Source organism: Paenibacillus sp. ACRRX, from assembly GCF_022346885.1.
Classification (GTDB): domain Bacteria; phylum Bacillota; class Bacilli; order Paenibacillales; family Paenibacillaceae; genus Paenibacillus_B.
Window position 1 is genome coordinate 616965 of the sequence record NZ_JAKRNK010000002.1, and the last position, 17526, is coordinate 634490.

13 protein-coding genes are annotated in these 17526 nt (G+C 47.0%); 2 read left to right on the plus strand and 11 right to left on the minus strand.

Features of this window, described 5'->3' with window-relative positions:
* Positions 1 to 3 precede the first annotated feature (3 nt).
* A complete protein-coding gene (locus MH117_RS08220) occupies positions 4 to 2406 on the minus strand; it encodes a 3-hydroxyacyl-CoA dehydrogenase/enoyl-CoA hydratase family protein (RefSeq protein WP_343224449.1) in 2403 nt (800 codons plus the stop codon).
* 228 nt (positions 2407 to 2634) lie between these two features.
* Complete coding sequence (locus MH117_RS08225) at positions 2635 to 4836, minus strand: (Fe-S)-binding protein (RefSeq protein ID WP_239328198.1); 2202 nt, start codon at positions 4834 to 4836, stop codon at positions 2635 to 2637.
* 270 nt (positions 4837 to 5106) lie between these two features.
* Between MH117_RS08225 and MH117_RS08230 the strand changes: the two genes are divergently transcribed.
* Positions 5107 to 5922, plus strand: coding sequence for an electron transfer flavoprotein subunit beta/FixA family protein (locus MH117_RS08230; protein ID WP_239328200.1), 816 nt, complete (start codon positions 5107 to 5109; stop codon positions 5920 to 5922).
* A 25-nt stretch (positions 5923 to 5947) separates the two neighbouring features.
* Positions 5948 to 6946 (plus strand): electron transfer flavoprotein subunit alpha/FixB family protein, encoded by a 999-nt coding sequence (locus MH117_RS08235; protein WP_239328201.1) that lies wholly within the window; start codon positions 5948 to 5950, stop codon positions 6944 to 6946.
* Positions 6947 to 7131: 185 nt separating this feature from the next.
* Here the strand turns inward: MH117_RS08235 and MH117_RS08240 are convergent, their stop codons facing one another.
* From MH117_RS08240 to rny, 9 genes are all read right to left on the minus strand, one after another.
* A complete protein-coding gene (locus MH117_RS08240) occupies positions 7132 to 7548 on the minus strand; it encodes a YlbF/YmcA family competence regulator (protein ID WP_239328687.1) in 417 nt (138 codons plus the stop codon).
* Positions 7549 to 7695: 147 nt separating this feature from the next.
* Complete coding sequence (gene miaB / locus MH117_RS08245) at positions 7696 to 9249, minus strand: tRNA (N6-isopentenyl adenosine(37)-C2)-methylthiotransferase MiaB (RefSeq protein WP_239328202.1); 1554 nt, start codon at positions 9247 to 9249, stop codon at positions 7696 to 7698.
* A gap of 561 nt (positions 9250 to 9810) precedes the next feature.
* Positions 9811 to 10380 (minus strand): phosphate propanoyltransferase, encoded by a 570-nt coding sequence (gene pduL / locus MH117_RS08250; protein ID WP_239328203.1) that lies wholly within the window; start codon positions 10378 to 10380, stop codon positions 9811 to 9813.
* 113 nt (positions 10381 to 10493) lie between these two features.
* On the minus strand, positions 10494 to 11360 hold the full coding sequence (locus tag MH117_RS08255; protein ID WP_239328204.1) for a 2-oxoacid:ferredoxin oxidoreductase subunit beta: 867 nt from the start codon (positions 11358 to 11360) through the stop codon (positions 10494 to 10496).
* Between the two features lies 1 nt (position 11361).
* Positions 11362 to 13095: a 2-oxoacid:acceptor oxidoreductase subunit alpha gene (locus MH117_RS08260; protein WP_239328205.1), complete on the minus strand. Its 1734-nt coding sequence runs from the start codon at positions 13093 to 13095 to the stop codon at positions 11362 to 11364.
* Positions 13096 to 13301: 206 nt separating this feature from the next.
* Positions 13302 to 14363: a dipeptidase gene (locus MH117_RS08265; RefSeq protein WP_239328206.1), complete on the minus strand. Its 1062-nt coding sequence runs from the start codon at positions 14361 to 14363 to the stop codon at positions 13302 to 13304.
* Positions 14364 to 14522: 159 nt separating this feature from the next.
* Positions 14523 to 14783, minus strand: a complete 261-nt coding sequence (locus tag MH117_RS08270; RefSeq protein ID WP_006286829.1) for a stage V sporulation protein S — start codon at positions 14781 to 14783, stop codon at positions 14523 to 14525.
* Positions 14784 to 15060: 277 nt separating this feature from the next.
* Complete coding sequence (locus MH117_RS08275; RefSeq protein ID WP_239328207.1) at positions 15061 to 15855, minus strand: TIGR00282 family metallophosphoesterase; 795 nt, start codon at positions 15853 to 15855, stop codon at positions 15061 to 15063.
* 72 nt (positions 15856 to 15927) lie between these two features.
* Positions 15928 to 17472 carry a ribonuclease Y gene (rny, locus tag MH117_RS08280; RefSeq protein ID WP_028545228.1) on the minus strand — a complete coding sequence of 515 codons (1545 nt, stop codon included), beginning with the start codon at positions 17470 to 17472 and terminating at the stop codon, positions 15928 to 15930.
* Between the last annotated feature and the right edge of the window lie 54 nt (positions 17473 to 17526).

The window sequence follows — 17526 nt, forward strand, 5'->3', positions numbered from 1 at the left end:
CCATCAATTGCGTAATGGCTTACCGGTACGCAGCATATGCTCCATCCGCTGCTGTGTCTTTTGTTCGCCGCATAACGACAAGAATGCTTCCCGCTCCAAATCCAGCACATATTGCTCCGATACAAGTGCTCCGCTCGGCACGTCGCCACCTGACAGTATATGAGCAAGCTTATTTGCGATCAGAGCATCATGCTCGCTTATGTAGCCACCTTCGCGCATCCCCTGGATAGCCAGCTTCATCGCAGCTTTGGCTTCTCTGCCAGCCACTCGAATGACGGGTGAATGCTCACTGCTAAATCCAGAGGCATCCATTGCAAGCACGATTTGTTTCGCCTCATAAATGCGGCGTTTACTGTCGATTAACACCTCATCCTTTGGCCGCCTGTAACCAAGCCTTTCTGTATCAAAGCCACTTGTTGATACTTTAGCCATCGCAATTGTCTCGAATATCCGCAGTACATGCGGCGTCAGATCATCCTCCGCATGAGGAAACCTTGCCGAGAGCTGCTGCAGCAGTTCTTTGCAGCCGCCACCTGCCGGAATTAAGCCCACTCCAGTCTCAACTAATCCAAAATAGGTTTCTGCACTGAATAAAATGACGTCAGCAGGTAAGCAAGCTTCAACACCACCGCCAAGCGTCATCTGATGAGGCGCGGCCACAACTGGCTTCTGCAATCGCTTCAGCCGCAGCATCGACTGCTGAAAATGCTTAATAATATCATCAATTTCTTCCCATTCTTCCGCTTGGGCCTCTGCAAGCAGCTGCATAATATTAGCGCCGACACAGAAATGCTTGCCTTCGTTAGCCACTACTAAGCCACGATATTGCTGTTCCACGAGTTCTACGCTGCGTTGGATCATTGACAAAATATCTCCACCGATTGCGTTGTTCGGCGAATGAAACTCCAGGCAAGCCACGCCGTCACCAAGGTCGATCAGACTAGCTCCTGCGTTACTGGCAATCGTCGCGCCAGCGTCTTTTAGCTCACGCAGCGAAATATGTTGAGGGGCTGTTTCCACATTTCGATAACCACCAAGATGGGCATATGCTTTCCCCTTGCTCGGTAGCTTCATATAGAAGGTTTCGTGTCCTGCTGCCAGCCACTCCAGCACCCAAGCAGGTACGTCCACCCCCTCTGCCTGCATCCGGGCCGTTGATTCTCTAACTCCAATGGCATCCCACATTTCAAATGGACCCAACTGCCAATTAAAGCCCCAGCGTATCGCGTGATCAATATTGTGAATATCGTCTGCGATAACACCAACTAGCGATGCAGAATAAACCAACATTTGTTTGGTCGTATCCCAAGCAAATGTTCCATATTTATCCTTGGTATTCAGCAGTGCTTTCAGCTTGTTGCCCGTTCCATTAGCTCGCTTTGCGGCTTCAAGTGAAGCGGCTTGAACATGTTGTCTGTCTGCATACTGCATCGTATCGAACCGAAGTGCTGTAATACGGCCCTTGCCCTCTTTTTTATAGAAGCCTTGACCTGCTTTCTCTCCAATATGACCTTGTTCTACCAGCTTGTGATACCAACTCGGGAGCTTGAACAATTGACGTTCAGATTCAGTTGGCGCATGTTCTGTCAAGTTACCAACAACGTGCATAAACGTATCCAGTCCGACAAGATCCAGCGTGCGGAAGGTTGCACTCTTGGGCCTCCCCATCGCTGGCCCAGTTATCGCATCCACTTCCTCGATCGTTAATCCTGCACGTTCCATTTCTCGAAGAGTTGTCACGAGGCTGTAGGTACCAATGCGATTGCCGATAAAGTTGGGCGTATCTTTAGCGATAACGACACCTTTTCCAAGTCTGCGCTCGCACCACTCGCGTGCCTGCTCTACTGTATCGTGAGCACTATCCGCGGTTGGAATCACCTCAACCAAGTGCATGTATCGCGGCGGGTTAAAAAAATGTGTGCCTACAAACGATTCCTTGAATGCCTGCCCACGGCCCTCTGCAATCGCAGTCAGAGAAATTCCTGAGGTATTGGAGCTGACAAGCGTGCCAGGCGTCCAATGTGCCTCGATCGCATCCCATACGACACGCTTAATATCCAGACGTTCGGTTACAGCTTCTATAATCCAGTCTACGCCTCGTAAACGGGGCATATCATCCTCGGTGTTGCCTGCTGCTATCCGATCCGCAAACGCTTCCATATACAAGGGAGATGGATTTGTTTTCTTCAGTCGCGCTATGCCCTGAGTTGCTAAGCGGTTGCGTACAGCCTTATCTGTTAGGGCGAGCCCTTTTATTTCTTCTTCGACGGTTATGGAGTTCGGTACAACATCAAGCAGTAGACATCGTATGCCTGCATTCGCTAAATGTGCAGCGATAGCAGCCCCCATAACACCTGATCCGATTACCGCAGCGGTCCGTACCTCATTCCATCGTTTTAACGCCACATTGTTCACTCCTTTACGTTCTAGGAATCTGTCGTTTCATGGATTGGTTGTTCCATGAATCAGCTAACAGTCCTACTCGCTTATAAAGCCTTACTACTGCTATATTGGAAAACAACTTGTGTTATGCGTATCATGAAGCAGCTGCATTTATTGTTCGCTCGCATCTTCTGTGCAAGCGTAACTAGTAAGAAGAAATAAAACACAGCGAATACCTAATCGTTTCATCGATTACTCACGTTCGCCAAGGACTGACATCGCTACCAATTCAGCAATGTCATACGATCGTATCTCATCACGCTCCAAGCTTTTTGTACCGTCTTCCATCATCGTGAGACAATACGGGCATGCGCTCCCGATCACAGTCGGTTCCGTGAGCAATGCCTGCTCTACACGGGTCACATTCACTCGCTTGCCTTCTGTCTCTTCCATCCACATCCGGCCGCCGCCCGCTCCGCAGCACATTGCATCTTTGCCGTGCCGTTCCATCTCAACAAGGGATAGTTGCGGGATAGCTCTTACCAATTCGCGTGGAGCATCGACGATGTTGTTATAGCGAGCAAGATAACAGGAATCGTGCCAGACCACTTTTTCGTTCACCGCATGTTTAAGCTGAATTCGTCCTTCCTGCCACATTGTCCATAACCATTCGGTATGGTGATACACTTCGATGTCTGCGCTTAACCCAAAGTCTGGATATTCCTTCTTTATAGTGTGATAGGTATGAGGGCAAGCTGTTACAATCTGCTTAACGTCATACTTCTTGAACAAGGCGACATTGTCGCGCGCTAACTCCTGATACAGAAATTCATTGCCTAGTCGCCGAGCTGTATCTCCTGAGCTGCGCTCTTCATTACCTAGCACAGCGTATCGGATACCGGCCGCCTCCATGAGACGAATAAGCGAGCGGATGACACGTTGAGAACGACGATCATACGCACCCATAGAACCGACAAGCAGCAATACATCGTAAGCCGTTGATTCCTTTACTACCGGTACATGACGGCCACTGCTGCGCTCCCAATCCAGTGCCCATTGATGCCGATCGTTACGATTGATGCCCCAAGGATTGCCTTGACGTTCAATATTGGTCATTGCCCGTTGAGCATCAGCCGGGAGCTCGCCGCGTGTCAGCACGAGGTATCGCCGCATGTCAATAATCTTATCCACGTGCTCATTTCCGACTGGACATTGATCTTCGCAATTTCGGCACGTTGTACAAGCCCACAATTCCTGTTCAGACATAACATCACCAATTAATTCCAATGACCGTGCATCATGAGCATTCTCGGTTGATTTGATATGTGAGCGTTCACCGACCCATTGCTGTTTCTGGATCGATAATGTATATGAGATAGGCGCGGCAGACTTTCCAGCGGCACGTTGTAATACATCAGCACCTGATTGCTCAATTCCAGCAACAGGATGTGCATCCGTTAACTGGACAAGCGCTTCACTTTCATTACTCCCCATATTTATCCAACGATGTGTCATGACGCCAGCATGTAGAGCAGGAACCCATGGTGTAGTTGAAGTAACGGCAGCACCTTTTTCCGTTAAGTGATCGCGTAACTTTGTAATCAAATGCATCGGTGACAACCATTTTCCTGTACTGGCTGCAGGACATACATTGGTACAACGGCCACACTCTACACATGCATACAAATCCACAAGCTGGTTCTGCCTAAACTGCTCAATAGCACCAACACCAAAGCTTTCCGCTTCCTCCTGCTCCAAATCAAGCGGTTCCAGCTTGCCAATCTCATGCGACGAACGTTGGAGGCCTAGATTGATTGGAGCTACTATTAGATGAAAGTGCTTGGACTGCGGCACATACACCAAAAAAACAAGCAGCACCACTAGATGAAGCCACCATGAAATTTCATAACCAATGGTCAATATAAACAGTGGCGAATGTACGATTGAGGAAGCAATCCATGCTGTTAACGACCCTGTCACTTCTGTTGCACCCTCCAACGCACGATCAAACACCATCGTTCCAACTACGCTTACCATCAGCAAGACGATAAACAACAGTACCCAAGCTGGCTTCATGCCTCGTTTTAATCGCGCCAGCCGTTCTACGTAACGTCGATATCCCGCGTAAAGAATTGCAGCCAGCACAATCATGACCGTGTATTCCTGTGCAATGACAAACGCCTCATATCCTGGCAGTGGCAGATGATTCCCTGTTAATCCCTTCCATATAATATCAACTGCTCCAATCTGCAGATGAAGGAAGCCATAGAACAAAAACAGATGCATCAGCCCGCTGCGCCAATCCTTCCACAATTTCCCTTGATTCATTGTCTTTAGCAATGCTTGCCACACCCTGCCGCTCACGTTGTCCAGAACAGTAGAAGGCATGCCAAGACGTACATACTGCCAGCGCATCCTTATCACGTGTATAAACATCGTCATTCCGATGGACATGCATGACAGACATAAAATCCATTTGACCAGCAGAAGCATTATCATCTCCCCCTTCTTCTCTTCTGCCAATCTATGATCATCATGGTGGTATTAGGACAACATACGGCTCCACGTTCTGAGCTCGTATTAGTCCTTATGGTTGATGGATATGAACTTATTACGTAAAAAATGCTTGATGAAGAAATGTTCGTTGTCTTCCCCACATATATATAGACAAGTAATGATTGAAATGAAGGTCCTAAGACCAATGCTGCAGAATCGAGGTGTGCTATGACTTTTTTAAGTAATGAATCAGCTCATTCACCGCTTGATATTGTTGTCTTACTGAAGCAAACGTTTGATACGGAGGAAAGAGTGAGCATTGTTAACGGACAAGTAAGTCAAGACGGTGTAAAATGGGTGATAAATCCTTATGATGAATATGCCGTTGAGGAAGCACTGCGTTGGAAGGAAGCCTATGGGGGCAAAGTAACCGTCATTTCTGTCGGTCCTGAACGTTGTGCGGAAGCGTTACGAACAGCATTGGCGATGGGAGCAGACGAAGCCGTTCTCATCCATGTCGAGAGCAGCGCTGCTGAACAGCTTGACGAGCATGTGGTATCAAGCCTGTTGTACGCCGCGCTTAAGGATCAACCGCCGCAGCTGCTGTTAGCTGGCCATTTCAGCGTTGATCAAGGTAGCGCTCAAGTAGCTATTCGTTTATCTGTGCTCTTGGACATCCCACACGTATCAGCTATTACGAAGCTTGAACGAATGGAAGGACAGCGTGCCAAAGCTGATCGAGACGCCGAAGGGGACACGGAACGTCTTGAAGTGACACTGCCTGCGTTATTTACAGCGCAGCAGGGATTAAATGAGCCGCGCTATCCTTCACTTCCAGGCATTATGAAAGCAAAGAAGAAGCCGCTTACCCAGATTGATGCAATGACTTTGTGTCCTGACTTCTCACAAGCTGCCGGTACGCTGAGGACCTCGATCGAGCTCCCGCCTCCCCGCCTGTCTGGCAAGCTGTTCGCAGGAAGCCCTGCTGAGCAGGTCGAACAATTGATTCGAAGTTTGCGTGATGAAGCCAAATGTATCGGATAACGATAGATGAAAGGAGTGCGATCACATGGGACGCACGATAGCAGTCATTGCAGAGATGAGAGGTAATCAATTGCGGCAGGTAACCTTCGAAGCGCTTCATGCTGCGGAACTACTTTATACGCCTGGGGATCGAATTGTAGCATTGCTTATCGGTCATCAATTAGATGCCGTCAGCAGTGTTCTATTGAAAACTGGGATTCAAGAGCTCATTATCGCAGACGACGAATCGTATAAGTACTATGAGCCTGAAGTTTATTTTGCCGCTGTGCGCACTTTTAACGATATCGTATCACCCGATATCGTCCTGTTTGGCCATACTGCGATGGGCAGAGATTTAGCTCCTATGCTTGCAGCTCATACAAAGAGCGGACAATTGTCTGACGTCGTCTCTTTTCAGGCTTCTGAGACAGGCTGGACCTTCCGGCGCCCGGTATATGCGGGAAAAGCGTTCGAATCCCGCCAGTTTGCTAACCAAGCTACCCCATGGATTATCACGATACGTCCTAATAACTTTAAAGCTATAGATCACCTGGAGGACAGTCTGTCAGCTAATGCCGCCGACATTAAGCAGACATTCCTGCCTACCCCCTCCCCATCGCTACGATCTGTCGTTCATGAGGTGGTTCAGCGGATGTCTGGGGCTATAGACCTGACTGAAGCCAAAATTATTATTTCTGGCGGCCGTGGCGTTAAGAGCTCAGACGGCTTTAAACCATTGGAGCAGCTGGCATCTGTATTAAACGGTGCTGTGGGGGCTTCACGAGGCGCTTGTGATGCAGGATATTGTGACTATTCACTTCAGGTTGGCCAAACTGGGAAGGTAGTCACCCCAGAAATTTATTTTGCATGTGGGATTAGCGGAGCGATCCAGCATCTCGCAGGCATGAGCCAATCGCGGGTGATTGTAGCGATTAACATTGATCCCGAGGCGCCAATCTTTCAAGTGGCTGATTACGGCATAGTGGGTGACTTATTTGAGATCATACCGCTGTTGACATCCGAGTTTCGTAAAATGTTAACCTGAAGGTACAAAGCGCACCCTTTGACAGCTGGTTTTTTTCATCATGTTAATCATATATTCGTGAAACGATTCAGCTTCGCCAATCACAAAACACCCCCAATACTAATTGTATCGGGGGTGTCCTATTATCCGTATAAAATGATGCGCTGACGTCATCAAGCGAAGCGCATCATAAGTATAAGCGACCGTTAATCACTGCACGTATCCGGGTCGGATTCGGCACCGGCTTCTACATTGATTCTTTCGGACACCGTATCTCTAACAACAGACATAACAAGCTGCAGCAAGTAGTTTACATCTGATTGACTCTGTTGGAATTCAACCACAAGCGGCACATTATCCAGTTCATCTTGCAGATCATTGATCTCGCCTTCAATCTTCTCAATCATTTGGTTATTTTTGAAAGATTGGAACGCTACAATCTCTTTCTGCTTCTTCTTCAACTTGGCAATAACCTCTTGAATGTGCGTGTGATCCTGAATCTGCTTCTCTGCTTGCTGATACTGCTTCACTTCTTCCGTCGTGCAAATCATATCGGCCAATTGCTTTGCCTTCTCCATGATATCTTCGCGCACGAGCAGGTCACGCGTATTAAAGGAAGGCATACCACAACCTGTATGGTTGTGCGCATGTTCCTGATGCGAATCCTGTATATGTTCAGCCAACGAGAACCTCTCCCATCTCTAACGTCAATCTCCTCAAATGAGGTTTTAAACATGCTGAGTCTATTGTAACTGATAACCTCGATAATATTAAGAACTCATTTTTATCGGTTCTGTGACAAGGTCACCTTTAATATAAAATGTCTTACTGTCCGTCACTTTAACCTGTACAAATTGACCAATCAACTCTTTGCCGCCTGCAAAGTGAACCAGCTTATTCGTACGCGTTCGGCCGGATAGTATCTCGCTATTGTTCTTTGACTCGCCTTCTACCAGCACTTCAACCGTCTTACTGACCATTTGTTCATTACTGCTGCGACTTAATTCTGCCATCACTTCATTTAACCTCTTCAGACGTGCCTTTTTAACTTCCATTGGCACGTCGTCAACCATATGTACGGCTGGAGTCCCCTCACGAGGTGAATAAATAAATGTATAAGCCATATCAAATCCGACTTCTTGAATTAATGACACCGTCTCTTCAAACTGCTCATCTGTCTCACCTGGGAAACCAACAATAATGTCTGTCGTAAACCCAACGTCTGGAATAGCCTGCTTAATCTTGCGCGCCAGATTCAAGAACAGCTCCCGATCATATTTGCGGCTCATCTTCTTAAGCACTTCACTGCTGCCCGATTGGACTGGTAAATGGATGTGCTCGACCAGGTTGCCCCGCTTCGCAAGCACTTCGATTAAATGATCATCGAAATCACGTGGATGGGATGTCGTAAATCGAATACGAGGAATATCAATTTTGCGCATATCATCCATCAAATCACCGAAGCGATAATGGATATCTTCGAAGTCCTTGCCGTAAGCATTGACGTTTTGTCCAAGCAGCGTGATTTCTTTATAACCTTGACGAGCAAGTTCACGAACTTCCGCGATTACATCTTCTGGACGCCTGCTTCGTTCTTTGCCGCGCGTATAAGGAACGATGCAATACGTACAAAACTTATCGCAGCCGTACATAATGTTCACCCATCCACGCATACCTGAACGCTTCTTAGGCAGATTCTCGATAATATCGCCTTCCTTGGACCATACATCAACGACCATCTCTTTATTAAAGAGCGCATCCTGAACCAGGTACGGCAAACGGTGAATGTTGTGGGTGCCAAACACCATATCTACAAATTGATGCTTCTGCATAATACGATTAACTACGTTCTCTTCCTGAGACATACAGCCGCATACACCTAAGATCAGGCCCGGTCTTTCCAATTTCAGCGTCTTCAAGTGCCCTAGTTCTCCAAATACTTTATCTTCAGCATTCTCACGGACCGCACATGTGTTAAGTAAAATAAGATCAGCCTGCTTGCGGTCTTCTGTCCTCTGGTAACCCATCTCCTCCAGCAGACCACTCATCGTCTCCGTATCATGCTCGTTCATCTGGCAACCGAACGTATAAATAAGATAGCGCTTACCATGACCTAGCTGGCGAAGAGACTCCGGCACCGCTTCTTCATAGTGTACTTGAATGCTCTGTTTGCCGCGCTGCTTCTCTTGGTTATGCTTCGGTTCGGACATAATATGAATCTCACGTCCGTTGATTCTAATCTTCTTGCCATGCTCATCCTCTTTAATGACTTTAGCTTGAGAGAAATCAAAATATTTGGAATAATCCTTCTTCTCCTGACCCATCCTCAATAGTCACTCCTTTTATCTATGTCTGTCGACTATATTCAAACATTGCAGTAATATGGCTAAATCAACCAATACCTTTAATTATAACATTCTCATCCTGCGTTTCCAAGACACACAAAAGCATCTCCCAACATGAGCATGCCGGGAGATGCGGGGGCGGGATGAACTTAAGTCGATCAATTGTCAGTCCTTGCCGAGGAACTTCTCCAATTGAGGGGATTATCGTTCAGACTCCGAATTATATAAAAGTAGGTAAATGTCATAGTAAATATTTGCTTGATGTACATTTATTATAACCGTTTCTCAGTTCGAAAAAATCCGCCATAAGCATCAATCCCTAGACAGGTTACGACAGTTCATATTACAAATACTTCATCAATAATAAGAGCAAGGCACTATATCCTCCACCCTTACGCTACTAGAGTCCTGCTTATATAGACTTATCCTGCATGGACCCAATTAAGCTAGGATATCCCCTGTTTTTATCTAAATTGGCAAACAAAAAAACGGCCCACTGAGGACCGCTTTTCTGATTGTTCTTGCCATGCAAAGTATGAATTATTCGACGATCTCGGCAGTGTCACCATTCTTAACGCCTGCAGCATTAGCTTCGTCTGTATCGATATGCATGTCCAATGCAAAGTTCGCATGAACACGTGCAACAACATTTTCAAACACGACGCCACGTTCCCCACCGACACGAACACGGAGCTTCTGTTTATCCTCAATGTTCCACTTAGCAGCATCTGAAGTATGGAAATGAATGTGACGAGCTGCCACAATAACTCCTTCTTCCAACTCCACTTCGCCATGTGGACCTACAAGCTTCACGCCTGGTGTTCCAGCAATGTCGCCAGACTCACGCACAGGAGGTTTTAAGCCGAGCGAAAAAGCATCCGTACGGGATACTTCCAATTGGGATGCAGGACGAGCTGGTCCAAGAATACGAACTGATTTAAAAGATCCTTTAGGTCCGTGTACTTCTACCGTTTCATTGGCTGCATACTGGCCAGGTTGGGATAATGCTTTGAATTCAGTTAATTGGTGTCCTGGGCCAAACAAAGCCTCAATATGTTCTTGAGTCAAATGAATATGACGTCCAGATACGCCGACAGGTACAGTTTTCATGTGTCTTCCACCTCTCGATTTCTCTCTAGTTCAAGTACCAAAGTGTATTATACTACGAAATTAAACAAGGCATACGTCAATGACGCATGCCTTTTTCAACAATTTTGCGAAAATTATTTGAATTCTTTCAGCAGTTTATCAAAATCTTCCACAGATATTTGCAAATTCTGATTAGTTAACGGCTCCGGGCGGAAACCAGTAATTAAATTCTCATAAGATCGCTTATCTTGATTCTGATAAATAAGTCCTGTTATCATACCATTCGTTTCCATAAGCTTGGTCATCGCCATTACACGATTGGATGCATCGTAACCTTCTACTGAATCTAGGTTAACAATATTTTCTTTAAACCAGTCATACGTATTAATCTTATTAAACGTGACACAAGGACTAAATACATTAATAAGGGAGAAGCCTTCATGATTGATGCCTTGCTCAATTAACGACGTCAACTGCTTGAGATCGCTTGAGAATGACTGGGCTACGAAGGTAGCACCCGCAGCGAGTGCGATCTCCAGTGGAGACAAGGTTGATTCTATCGAACCCTCCGGCGTGCTCTTGGTCTTGAAGCCAACAGCGCTCCGCGGAGATGTCTGTCCTTTGGTCAAGCCATAAATCTGATTGTCCATGACAATGTAGGTCATGTTGATGTTACGCCGTATCGCATGAACGGTATGCCCCATCCCGATAGCAAACCCGTCGCCATCGCCCCCGGAAGCAATAACAGTCAAATCCCGATTCGCAAGCTTCACGCCTTGGGCTATTGGCAGCGCGCGTCCATGGATGCTGTGGAAGCCATAAGCATTAATATAACCTGAGATACGGCCAGAACAGCCAATTCCAGAGATGACAGCAAGCTTTTCAGGCTCCAAGCCGGCGCTCGCCGCAGCACGCTGAATGGCAGCCTGTACCGAAAAGTCACCGCAACCCGGACACCAGTTAGGCTTTACATTGTTGCGGAACTCTTTAAAAGTTGCCATGCTAGACCAACTCCTTGCTTTGTTTATATACTTCGCTAGGCAAGAAAGGGGTACCGTCATACTTCGTAATGTTACGAACTTTGTCGCCAACTCCAACGTTCAGCTTAATCTGATTTGCCAGCTGCCCTGTTGCATTGTTCTCCAATACAACAATCTGCTTAGCACGATCGGCATAAGCCTTGAACTGTGCAACCGGGAATGGATAGATTTGACGGATGGTAACGTGATTGGTCTTAATGCCATCTTGTTCGAGCTGCATACGGGCCTGATCAATAGTTCCGCCCGTTGATCCCATACCAACAATAAGCAGATCTGCGTCTTCATGTGGTGCATCCACTCGAATTGCATTGGTTACTTGCAAATTATCCAGCTTGTGAAGCCGCTTATCCATCATCTTCTTACGGTTAATCGCGCTTTCCGATGGGCGTCCTGTCTCATCATGCTCGACGCCTGTCACATGATGCAGCCCACCTTTTTCACCTGGAAGAACACGTGGAGATACGCCTCCTTCAACGAATTCATAACGTTTAAATAACACGTTATCTTCGGAAGGCGGTACGTTGGTTACAAGATTGCCGCGATCGATAATAATCCGCTCATAATCCAAAGGCTCACACGACTGCTTGCCGAGCGACAATTGCAAGTCTGTCAGTACGATAACTGGACACTGGTAACGCTCAGCAAGATTAAAAGCTTCGACCATGTCATAAAAACATTCTTCGATAGAGCTTGGTGCAATTACGATCTTCGGAATCTCCCCGTGAGTACCGTAGATCATGGCGTTGACATCACTTTGCTCCTGCTTGGTCGGCAACCCTGTACTTGGACCGCCGCGCTGTGTATTCACGATGACAAGTGGCGTTTCTGTCATTCCTGCCAGTCCGATAGCCTCCATCATCAACGATAAGCCAGGCCCAGCAGAAGCCGTCATCGAACGAACACCAGCATAGTTCGAACCGATTGACATCGTAACGGCAGCGATCTCGTCTTCCGTCTGCACGACCGTACCACCAAACTTCGGAAGCTGCTTAATCAGGTATTCCATGATCTCGGAAGCAGGCGTAATGGGATAAGCCGCCATAATCCGGCACCCTGCCGCCAACGCGCCTAGCGCCATCGCGTCATTGCCAATCATAAACAACTTTTGCTCACCATCAGCAGGTTCCAATTGGAACTCACCAAGCGGTCCTCCAGCTTGCTCCAACACGAAGTCTGCTCCACGACGCACAGCCTCCACGTTTTTCTCAACGACTGCTGGACCTTTACGTCCGAACTCTTCTTCTACAGCTGTATTAAATACTTCAAGCGGCAGCCCGAGCAGCGCCCAAGATGCGCCGGAAGCAACCATATTCTTCATTAAAGACGTTCCCAACTCTTCGGCAATTGCCGTAATCGGCACGGCAAATAACCGTGCTTCTACACCTTCTGGTACCACGGGATTAAACTTGGCATCAGCTACGATTACGCCCCCCTGGCGTAGTTCATGTGCGTTCAAGTCAATCGTTTCTTGGTCAAATGCGACCAAAATATCCAGATCATCTGAGATTGCACGAATTGGCTTCGTACTAATGCGAATCTTGTTGTTTGTATGGCCACCCTTAATCCGCGAAGAAAAGTGACGATAGCCGTACAAATAGTAACCTAAACGATTTAATGCTGTCGAGAAAATACGATCCGTACTTTCTACGCCTTCCCCTTGTTGCCCCCCGATTTTCCATGACAATTGACTTATCAAGCTCGCCCACTCCTTTAAAGTGACTCGCACTGGCCTCTCCCACTTCAGAGACGCATTATGATTTGACAAATGTAAGAAGTAAAATTTTTCTAATGCGTGAGTCACCACAATTGTATGTCCGGTATTCTTAAAAAGCAAGCGTTTTCGCTGCGCCTCTTAATAGCAACTTTAGATAGATTTAATACCGTTGCGAGATGAATTAATGCTTATTGTTCGCGTCTTGGCAAGTGCGCAGCCAAAAATCGCTTTGCGTTGCCAGAAGCAATCTCATCTGTGAAGGCCGCACCGTATTTCTTATCCAGTACAGATAACAAATCTCCATGCATCCCAGCATGTTCCAGGCCAACAATCTTTTTATCGATTCCGTCAAAGTCAGAACCTAACATAATATGATTACGTCCTCCAAGTTCACATATCCGATCAATATGGCGCACGAGATCTTCAATCTCAACACGCCCTTTTTCCGCTACAAAATACGGCACATATGTAACCCCTATTCGGCCGTCCCGTGCAATAATCGCCCGAATCTGCTCGTCTGTCAAATTGCGTACGTGCGGCATAATGTAGGCACTGTTAGAATGTGATGCGATAATCGGCTTGTCCGTTAATTCAAGCAATTGCCAGAATGCCTTCTCATTTAAGTGACTTACATCAAGTGTGATTCCTAAACGATCACACTCCTGTATTAAAGTGATCCCCTCTCTTGTAAATCCGGCCTTACGCGGCTCCTGCGCCCCGTCTACGGCCCAGTTGGCATTGTTCCAAGCAAGACCCAGGAATCGCACACCAAGCTCGTATATCGTACGCAGATACACCATATCCCCTTCCAGTGCATCAACACCTTCCAGTGACAGAATCATCCCAAGCTTATCGGGCTGTTCGTTCCATCGTACCAAGTCTTCCTGCCAGCGAATGTCTATCACATCCTCATGTGACTGGATATGTTCCCGGTAGAGATCAATTGCACGTAATACTTGTGAGAACCGTGGTGGACCTGTTAGCAAATGAGGCTCAAGAAACAACGCAAGTACCTGGATACCTACATTTCCTTGCCGAAGTCTTGGAATCGTAACGTCCATAAGGTCTTCTTGCGATATATTCACCTTGCCCTCGTACAGCATCTTGTATAGTACATCACAATGAAAATCAATAACTCGACGAGTCATAATCGTGTCATTCCTTCCTTTATTCACATAGACTTGGACTTCAATTGGTGCGAGCGCGTTGTATCCACCTACAGATAATCGTGCTCTGCATAGCTTTCGCACCGTCTACAGCTTGTCCGATCCAAGTATGCATTCTACAATATAGATTAACACACCCAAGCCCTGATATCGTAATCAAGATCCTGATCTAATGACAGCAAAAAACCTGCTTACAACGTAAACAGGTTAAGACATAGGTACAACGTCTGCTGCATTTCGTGCTTATCGTGGTTCCACGATGAGCTTAATAGCCGTGCGGTCTTCTCCATCGATGACAATATCGGTGAAGGCGGGTATACAGATTAAATCTACTCCGCTTGGCGCTACGAACCCCCGTGCGATTGCAACTGCTTTAATAGCCTGATTTAAAGCACCGGCTCCAATCGCTTGTAATTCGGCAGCTCCCCGTTCGCGCAACACTCCTGCTAGAGCACCAGCTACCGAATTAGGATTGGATTTTGCTGAAACTTTTAATACTTCCATGGAAAGTACCTCCTCGGGAATGTGGGTGAGATTCCATTAATACAGCATATTCGTGAACATCGTAAACATTCCTGTCCTGATGTGCGGTTTACGGACAACACTTGCACAACGGTCATGCACGTTTATCGCTATGTATCACTACTATGCGCGTGCTTGGCATCTCATTCCCGAAGTTTTAGAAATACCTTCTTTTGCCGGTTCAATCAATTGGTAATAAAAACGTGTAATCCACCCCTGACAGGTTCGGATTACACGTTAGATCTACCTTATCCATTTGTTAGCTCATAATCCATTCATCTTCTCGCAGGCGAATCTTCTCTATCTTTTTGGCTGCCCCCGTCTCATCGTCTATTTCGACAATGATGGCGTGGAACTGCCATTTTCCTTCACATACCGTAAATCGAACTGGAAGTTGGGACTTAAATTTGCGCAACACAGCTTCCCGTTCCATACCCAATACGCCATCTTTTGAGCCGACCATGCCGCAATCCGTTAAATAAGCGGTACCGCCTGGCAAGATAGTCTCATCGTTTGTCTGAACGTGTGTGTGTGTGCCGACAACGATCGAAGCTCGGCCATCTAAATGCCAGCCCATTGCGATCTTTTCTGAAGTAGCTTCAGCATGGAAATCAACAAGTACAGGCTTGCGCTTTTTCCCTAGCGAAGCAATCAAATCATCAACCTCGCGGAATGGACAATCTATAGCTGGCAAGAAAGTACGGCCTTGCAGATTGATGATGACAAGCTCTTTCCCGTTCGCTTTAATTGTTGCTATCCCATGACCTGGTGTTCCTGGCGGGAAGTTTGCCGGACGGATGACCCGTTTCTCATCGTCAATCCAATCAAATATATCTTTGTTGTCCCATGTGTGGTTGCCCATCGTAAAACCATGAACACCCAATTCCATAAATTCCTTGATAATTGCAGCAGTAACCCCGCGTCCAGCTGCAGCATTTTCCGCATTTGCAATAATGATGTGCGGATTATACTTCTGCTTCAGTTCTGGCAGCAGAAGCTTCAGAGCCTTACGGCCGGTATTCCCGACGATATCGCCGATAAACATGACTTTCATCGGATCCAGTCCCCCTTACAAATGAGAGAAGTGGCCGCCACCGGCCACTTCTCCATCTTCCCGTTATTCAACTTACTTCGCGTATTCCACTGCGCGTGTCTCTCGGATAACCGTGACTTTAATATGCCCCGGATAATCGAGTTCACCCTCGATCTTCTTCGTAATTTCACGAGCAAGACGATAAGCTTCACTGTCATCGATCTTATCTGGCTGTACCATGACACGCACTTCACGCCCCGCTTGAATAGCATACGATTTCTCGACACCTTCAAATGATTCGGAAATATCCTCAAGCTTCTCCAGACGTTTAATGTACGTCTCAAGTGTCTCGCGGCGTGCGCCTGGACGTGCTGCAGACAAGGCGTCTGCTGCTCCAACCAGCATAGCTATAACAGAAGTCGCTTCACAATCACCGTGGTGGGACGCAATACTGTTAATAACAACAGGATGTTCTTTATATTTCTTCGCCAACTCTACGCCGATTTCGACGTGAGATCCTTCCACCTCATGATCCAAGGCTTTGCCGATATCATGCAACAGACCGGCACGCTTTGCCAATGTTACATCCTCGCCTAGCTCTCCTGCCATTAGGCCAGCAAGATAAGCTACTTCCATTGAGTGCTTGAGCACGTTCTGTCCGTAACTTGTACGGAACTTCAAGCGGCCAAGAATCTTGATAAGATCAGGGTGCAATCCATGCACGCCAACTTCAAAGGTTGCTTGCTCCCCGTACTCACGGATGCGCTCATCCACTTCCTTACGTGATTTCTCGACCATCTCTTCGATGCGTGCAGGGTGAATTCGTCCATCCGCAACCAGCTTCTCAAGTGATGTACGAGCAATCTCGCGACGAATCGGGTCAAACCCTGACAATATAACCGCTTCCGGTGTATCGTCAATAATCAAGTCAATACCAGTAAGCGTCTCAAGCGCACGAATGTTTCGACCTTCACGGCCAATGATGCGGCCTTTCATCTCTTCATTAGGCAATGCGACTACAGAAACGGTTGTCTCTGCTACATGGTCGGCTGCACAACGTTGAATCGCAAGCGTGATAATGTCACGCGAGCGCTTGTCCGCTTCTTCGCGAGCTTGCTGCTCGATTTCCTTGATCATTTGGGCTGTCTCATGTCGTACTTCCTGTTCCACATTGGTCAGAATAATCTGTCTTGCATCCTCCATGGACAGGTTCGAAATGCGTTCCAATTCGGTAATCTGCTGCTGATGAATACGATCAGCCTGTTCTTGTGTTTCTTCAATTCGTTTCTCTTTGAGAACCAGTTGTTCTTCTTTACGTTCTAGCGAATCTAACTTCTTGTCCAGCGACTCTTCTTTTTGTAGTACACGTCGTTCAAGTCGTTGAATCTCGTTCCGGCGTTCACGGGTATCCTTCTCCGCTTCGGTGCGAAGTTTATGGATCTCGTCTTTAGCTTCGAGCACTGTTTCTTTCTTCAGTGCCTCCGCTTCTTTACGCGCGCTTTCCACTATTTGTTCCGCGGCGTGCTCGGCACTCGTTATTTTCGCTTCCGCAAGCGATTTGCGAATCAGATAACCGATTCCAAACCCTAAGAACAATGCGGCCACAACGAGAACGATATCGAGCCAAATTGGCATCATTTCCACCTCCCCGTTGGTTCCTCCAAGCACTGCTTGGGTTAGGTTTTTTTTCGG

What these genes read in the sequence shown, in the direction of transcription:
- MH117_RS08225 (WP_239328198.1), bottom strand. Translation starts at nt 4,836, where the DNA reads ATGTCCATCGGAATGACGATGTTTATACACGTGATAAGGATGCGCTGG.
- MH117_RS08230 (WP_239328200.1), top strand. Translation starts at nt 5,107, where the DNA reads ATGACTTTTTTAAGTAATGAATCAGCTCATTCACCGCTTGATATTGTT.
- MH117_RS08235 (WP_239328201.1), top strand. Translation starts at nt 5,948, where the DNA reads ATGGGACGCACGATAGCAGTCATTGCAGAGATGAGAGGTAATCAATTG.
- MH117_RS08240 (WP_239328687.1), bottom strand. Translation starts at nt 7,548, where the DNA reads ATGCCTTCCTTTAATACGCGTGACCTGCTCGTGCGCGAAGATATCATG.
- miaB (WP_239328202.1), bottom strand. Translation starts at nt 9,249, where the DNA reads ATGGGTCAGGAGAAGAAGGATTATTCCAAATATTTTGATTTCTCTCAA.
- pduL (WP_239328203.1), bottom strand. Translation starts at nt 10,380, where the DNA reads ATGAAAACTGTACCTGTCGGCGTATCTGGACGTCATATTCATTTGACT.
- MH117_RS08255 (WP_239328204.1), bottom strand. Translation starts at nt 11,360, where the DNA reads ATGGCAACTTTTAAAGAGTTCCGCAACAATGTAAAGCCTAACTGGTGT.
- MH117_RS08270 (WP_006286829.1), bottom strand. Translation starts at nt 14,783, where the DNA reads ATGGAAGTATTAAAAGTTTCAGCAAAATCCAATCCTAATTCGGTAGCT.
- MH117_RS08275 (WP_239328207.1), bottom strand. Translation starts at nt 15,855, where the DNA reads ATGAAAGTCATGTTTATCGGCGATATCGTCGGGAATACCGGCCGTAAG.
- rny (WP_028545228.1), bottom strand. Translation starts at nt 17,472, where the DNA reads ATGATGCCAATTTGGCTCGATATCGTTCTCGTTGTGGCCGCATTGTTC.